Genomic DNA, 5,765 nt, shown 5'->3' with positions numbered 1-5,765 from the left:
TGTTGCACTTGATTTGACAATTCGGGTAATTATAAAGTTTGTGGTTTGATTATTTCAATAATTGTAATATTTCGAAAAATGTGATTTCAATGTTATATTATCCAAGCAAACCAATCTTACTAACTGATTCCTTAATTATACGTTCATATTTTTTTGTGAACCAACAGTAGTTTCCAGATTTAAAATGAATACAATTAGTATCGTAATCAACGATGCTAATGTTATTTGGATTTATTAAGAAACTTCGATGGCATTTTATTAAAAAACTTATATTGTGTGAAATTGAGTTGATAGTTCCGTAAAATTGATAGTTTTTTGTTTATACTATGTAAAATCAAACGATGCGGTTTGTCTGAAGTTTCGATGAAGTCCATTTCATTGGAAAGTAAAATAATTGTTTTTCCCATTGTATTGATTGAAAATGTATCATTTTGTGTTTGAAACTTTTTTTGAGTGTTTTTAGAAATAAGCAATATATCACTTTTGATCTTTTTTCTAATGAGCCAGTCTTCTTGATTAGCATTTATGAAATCAAATGGTTCTATATGGCAAGATAATCCCATTAATAAGTTTTCAAATTGAGAGCTGACAAAAATTATTTTCAAATTATAAATACTCTGTCTTAACTTAATTGCTAACTCAATTCCATCTTTATTTTGGTATATATAGTTAATACCCAAGAAAACTATTATCAATTTTTCTTTTTGATTTTTAATATTTAAAATTTGGTCAGCTCTAATTATGTAGCTTTTTAAATAGTCAGAAACATCTAAGCTGGAATATATTCTTTGCATATAATTAGAGTATTTAACAGAGCATTCGTAACTTTCTAGACAAAAATATGTTGATATACCTTTAATCATAATGATTACCCTCCCCATTTTTTATATTAGCACTATTGAAATGAACTTCAATAAATATCTGTATATAAAAAGCCTTAACATTTAATTGTGTTAAGACTTATATTGCATTAAATATTGGTTATAGATCTTAGAAAATATGACGTCCAAATTGTGGTGAATAATATGACATTGGTTGCTCTTTAACTGTTTGACCAGGTTGTGGAGCAAATAGACATTTCCCATTGCCTGTGTAAATTCCAACGTGACCAGAAGTTCCAGGTGCACCCCAGAATACTAGATCGCCAGGGACTAAATTACTAAGGCTAACGTATTTTCCAACCAATGATTGCTGTTGTGATGTTCTTGGAATACTAATTCCAACTTTATTATAAATAAACTGAGTAAGACCAGAACAATCAAATGAATTTGGCCCAGTAGCTCCAGTTTTATAGGGTTTTCCAATTTCGGCACGTGCCAAACTTATAATCTTTTTTCCAACTGAAGAGGTGGTTTTTTTCTTACCAGTACTGTGTTTTGTATTAGTTTTTTTTACGTTTGTGGTCATACTAGAATTTGTGTCTGTGCCGTGCATATGACCCGTATTTAAATTTTCTTCAATCATATAATGTCTTTGTCCACCATAAGACATCCATGAAATCCAAAGATATTTTCCTGATTTTATTTTTGAGTCATAGGATACCTTTTGACCAGAATTATATGATCCAATAGAAGTTCCACTGGTACTTGCTGAAGTATAAATCTTATTAGTACCAGATGATGTAAATGTTCCACTCACAGTATCAGCCTTTACAGAAACACATAGAGGATTAAGAAATGATGTATTCTCATGGTTTAATTCTGCACCTAGTCCAATGATCAACGTACTCGACAATAATGACACAATAATTTTTCCTTTCATGTTCAAATCCCTCCTAAAATTTTAAATCAACAAAAGCATAGTATGAATATTTATAAATAATTTCCAACTATTCATATACGAATCATATAAGCTCTTAAATTGTGTTTTATGCTTTTAAATAAAATTATTAGGAATTCTAATTAAGCTGATAATAAAAAAGTACTATTTATTTTGAATGAGGATTAAGAAAGTTAATTAAATAATCTCAATTTGAATTTAATAACAATATTATTTATTAATAATGCTTAAGACTCTTAAACTTTTTTGACCGAATAATGAAAGGTGTGCTCTTTAGGAATCCTAATGGAAGATTTTATTGACAAAGTAATGGATAGAAACTAAAACAGAGTTGAAATTTAACATATATGGGGTGACTTATAATGAATAGTACTTTTTTTAGAAGATTAGCTTATTTTTGTGAAATGATGCTTTTGCCTACACTTATAGTTTCAGTACCAATTAGCACGATGGCAAAATCTAATAATGCTACTGAATCAACTCAAATTAAAAAGATTTTGAAACAACACCATCTTAAAGGGCAGGTGTTATCAATAACTAACTACAAAAATAGTCATGAAGCTTTAGGCTATGGTTATGCGAATAAAGCAGAAAACATTTTGAATTCCAACCCTAACGTCATTTATCCAGGTGCATCGTTACAGAAATCGATGACAGGGGCAATGATGGTTCAGGTTATAAATGATTCTCAGAAAAGCAAAAATCCAATCACACAAAATACTTTGATTAGTAGGTGGTATCCACAACTAAAAAACTCTAATAGAATAACAATTGGCAATCTTTTGACACAAACGTCTGGAATTATGGATAATAAAGCAGAAGTTGATCCAGGAAAAATTTTATCTGAAGATAGCGCAGTAAACGATACAATTCAAAGAATTAATAGTCAGGCAAGTACTATGGATACTGGATCTAATAAATTTCATTATTGTAATGATAACTACATATTAATTGCAGGTATCATTAGCCATTTTACAAAGAAGTCGTATGCTGACAACCTTGTTAATAGAATTATTAAACCGGCAGGATTGAAACATACATTTATGTGGAACCAGATTCCACAGGGAATGCTTGGTGCTCATATATATAAATTTGTTGATAAAGATTATCAACACGGTCAGGTACCAACTGGGTCCTCTTTATCATATATTTTGGGAGCAGGAAATATGTACACTACGCCTTCTGACTACTATACTTACTGTAAGGCTTTAAAGAACGGAAGTATTTTGAACAATTCGGATTATAAGTATATGACGAATCTGAAGGCGCAATCTACTAAACACTATAATAGTGGTTTTTATATTGACAAGCTTCATGATATGAAATTCGTTTATGGAAGTCTAGATTCAGTTGGAAATGCAAATTTTGTTAATCTGACAATAGGAAATAAGTACGGAGTGATTTTATTTGCAAATCAAACGGTAGCGACACAATCTGAAACCAGTGTAAAGGATGCTGCCGCACAAATTATTAAATATGTTGCGCCTAAAGCTTATGCAGAATAGGAAGAAGGAAAATAATTATGAAAAAGAAATTATTCTCATTATTAGCAGTAGTTTCAATTATGCTGTTTTTACCCGTGCCTGGATCGGCATCTAGGCATCATGTTACGTATCATTACAAGACGCAAAAATATGTTTCATTTGAAAAAATACCTAGAAATCAACAGAAAAAAGTTAAGTTTACGTTTAGAGTTAATCAAAATAAAATTCGCAGATATTATCCAAAATCGAAATATGCAATTCCAACTCAAAATGGTAAACATTATTTAGTCGGAAATGATTTGAAATTAGTTAATAATTCTAAATATAACGTTGTTATTTACGGAAATAAAATTTTGGCACCAAGCAAAAGCCAAAAAGTAAACTTTAGCAAAATATATTTAAAGAAACATCAAACACGCGTTATTCGTAATGTAATTACAGTGTCGAACGATGCATATTATACGTATAGTGAGGGAGAAGCAGATTTTCAAGATAATCAATATTCTCAGAGACAATTTGAATATAAGATAAGTCGATATCATGTGGTTTTCTTAATGTCATCTGATCTGTTTTATAAACCCTCTTGGCGTTATGGAAGCATACCTGGTTTTACTGTAAGGAACAGTCATGGTCATTTAAGAGCTCTTTATATGCTATCTTCTTTTTAGATGTTTAAATTGATATTAAGAGATTTGTTAGACGATTAATATAGAATCTCTTAGTGTGAAATACTTTTTATCATTGTATTGAAAAGTATAGATGTTATAGTGGATACAGGGTGATTAGTCATTTATGGGGGGAATAGGTTTGCGTATTAAAATTAGATTGCTAATTGGTGCTTTGTTTATAGGTGCGGCTTTTTCAGTGTTTCCGGTAATGTCACAATCGTTTGATAATAAAAATGGTTCAATGTCGGCCACTCAAAATACAAGTAGCATTAAGCTAATTTCGTATAATAAAAAAACAAATATGTTGTATGGTATGGTCAGCGGAAGTTATTCAAACATTATCACTAATAATGGCTTGAACTTGTTTGTTGTTGCGAATGGGAAAGAAGTTCTATTGGACAACGAAGATAACGTTAAAGTTCATGACAACCACTTTACTATTAACTTAGATAAGTATCCGAGTTCTATTATTAATAAATATCTAAATTCTGAAATTAAAGAGTCCGTTAGCCTTTATGTTCGAATTGGGACAGAAAACCAAGTTAAATCAGATAGTATTAATTTATAAAATCAAGGGCTACCTAATCTAAGGATTGGGTAGTTTTTAATTCCATCGGATAATGTGGTGTGTGGTTAAACTCAAACTTGGGTCCTGTCACCTTGAATCCAAATTGTTCATAAAATGAAAGAGCATGATCTTGAGCTTCGATATGAATAGTTTGATGTGGATAGGATTTGCGACAAGTTTCTAATACTTGTTGCATTAATTCTTTTCCAATTCCAGTTCCACGCACGTTGGAAGCAGTTAGAATCCGGCCAAATGAAATACCATGGTCAATTGTATATATGCGTGCGTATGCAACAATTTGTCCTTGATCGTATTTAAAAATATGGATTGATTTTAAATCGATTTTATCTAATTCTCGGTAAACTCGGTTTTGTTCTATAACGAAAACTTCAGTTCGAGCCTCTATAATATCAAATAATTCTTGCGTTGATAACTCATCAAATGTTTTAATAAACCACATAGGATAGAAAACCTTCTTTGTAATAGTTTTATCTATCTTAAAATAGTTTTGTTGCAAATGCAACAAAAGGAGCGAAAATGATTAATTTATTACGTCAGTTGGGTTTGATTTCAAGAATTTCATTAAATGAAGCGAATACGAAGTTTAAAGAGATAGGGCTGAATAACAATCAATTTCAATATTTAATGCGAATTTGCGAACAACCGGGATTATTTTTAGATGAACTAGCAAATGAAATGAAAGTCGATCGGACGACTAATTTTAGAGCAGTCAATAATCTAATTAAACGTGGATACGTTGAGAAACGTGCGGATAGTAGTAATCGAAAAGTGCGACGTCTATTTCCGACGGATTTAGGAATTAAGGTTTATCCTGAATTACACGAATGTGAAAGTAATATTGCGGAACGGGCTATGTCAGATCTTTCAGATGGAGAAAGATTGGTGCTACAAGAATTACTAGTAAAAATAACAAAGAAAATTGAACTAAAATAATAGAATATTAAATGTAAGCATGAGGGAGAAATCAAATGACTAAAAGAGCAGCTGCATTGCTTAAAAAGATGGATAATGTACTGGAAAATGAAGATATTCGCGATAATGAACGGCAAATTTTGGAAGCAAGTAAAAAGGAACTGGTTAAATCGGGCAACGACTTACGTGAGGCTGCTCAATTGGAGTCAATATTACGACCTTATGCGCTGAAACAAAGCTTATCTAAACCAATGGGCCTTTTTTACAATGATTTGGGCAGTCAGTACGGCAATCGGCGGGGAACGTTTATTTTTCCAATGTTTTAAGATAGAT

Annotated in this window: 9 protein-coding genes; 5 read left to right on the top strand and 4 right to left on the bottom strand. The window is 31.1% G+C overall.

Translation table 11 applies throughout. The features are described 5' to 3' along the window. Positions 1-97 precede the first annotated feature (97 nt). From IV88_RS09600 to IV88_RS08700, 3 genes are all read right to left on the bottom strand, one after another. Positions 98-259 carry a LytTR family transcriptional regulator DNA-binding domain-containing protein gene (locus IV88_RS09600; protein ID WP_371862105.1) on the bottom strand — a complete coding sequence of 54 codons (162 nt, stop codon included), beginning with the start codon at positions 257-259 and terminating at the stop codon, positions 98-100. Next, positions 222-863 carry a response regulator gene (locus IV88_RS08705; protein WP_057800512.1) on the bottom strand — a complete coding sequence of 214 codons (642 nt, stop codon included), beginning with the start codon at positions 861-863 and terminating at the stop codon, positions 222-224. Before IV88_RS08705 ends, IV88_RS09600 begins: the two co-directional genes overlap by 38 nt. Before the next feature lie 127 nt (positions 864-990). Then, the gene (locus IV88_RS08700; RefSeq protein WP_057800511.1) at positions 991-1,761 is read right to left on the bottom strand and encodes an NlpC/P60 family protein; all 771 of its coding nucleotides are present in this window, start codon (positions 1,759-1,761) and stop codon (positions 991-993) included. A gap of 380 nt (positions 1,762-2,141) precedes the next feature. On the opposite strand from IV88_RS08700, the gene IV88_RS08695 reads away from it, so the two are divergent. From IV88_RS08695 to IV88_RS08685, 3 genes are all read left to right on the top strand, one after another. Then, the gene (locus IV88_RS08695) at positions 2,142-3,284 is read left to right on the top strand and encodes a serine hydrolase domain-containing protein (RefSeq protein ID WP_057800510.1); all 1,143 of its coding nucleotides are present in this window, start codon (positions 2,142-2,144) and stop codon (positions 3,282-3,284) included. Between the two features lie 17 nt (positions 3,285-3,301). Then, positions 3,302-3,931 (top strand): hypothetical protein, encoded by a 630-nt coding sequence (locus IV88_RS08690; RefSeq protein ID WP_057800509.1) that lies wholly within the window; start codon positions 3,302-3,304, stop codon positions 3,929-3,931. A gap of 139 nt (positions 3,932-4,070) precedes the next feature. Then, complete coding sequence (locus IV88_RS08685; protein ID WP_057800508.1) at positions 4,071-4,499, top strand: hypothetical protein; 429 nt, start codon at positions 4,071-4,073, stop codon at positions 4,497-4,499. A gap of 13 nt (positions 4,500-4,512) precedes the next feature. Here the strand turns inward: IV88_RS08685 and IV88_RS08680 are convergent, their stop codons facing one another. Next, positions 4,513-4,959: a GNAT family N-acetyltransferase gene (locus tag IV88_RS08680; RefSeq protein ID WP_057800507.1), complete on the bottom strand. Its 447-nt coding sequence runs from the start codon at positions 4,957-4,959 to the stop codon at positions 4,513-4,515. 77 nt (positions 4,960-5,036) lie between these two features. Here IV88_RS08680 and IV88_RS08675 point away from each other — a divergent pair, with 77 nt between their 5' ends. Next, entirely contained in the window at positions 5,037-5,453 is a 417-nt protein-coding gene (locus IV88_RS08675; protein ID WP_057800506.1) for a MarR family winged helix-turn-helix transcriptional regulator, read from the top strand. A 35-nt stretch (positions 5,454-5,488) separates the two neighbouring features. Beyond that, the gene (locus IV88_RS08670; protein WP_057800505.1) at positions 5,489-5,758 is read left to right on the top strand and encodes a bacteriocin immunity family protein; all 270 of its coding nucleotides are present in this window, start codon (positions 5,489-5,491) and stop codon (positions 5,756-5,758) included. The last annotated feature ends 7 nt before the right edge of the window (positions 5,759-5,765 follow it).

Source organism: Pediococcus argentinicus, assembly GCF_001437605.1.
GTDB classification, from domain to species: Bacteria; Bacillota; Bacilli; order Lactobacillales; family Lactobacillaceae; genus Pediococcus; species Pediococcus argentinicus.
The sequence above is the reverse complement of the archived record's forward strand: the minus strand, read 5'-3'. Positions and strand labels throughout refer to the sequence as shown.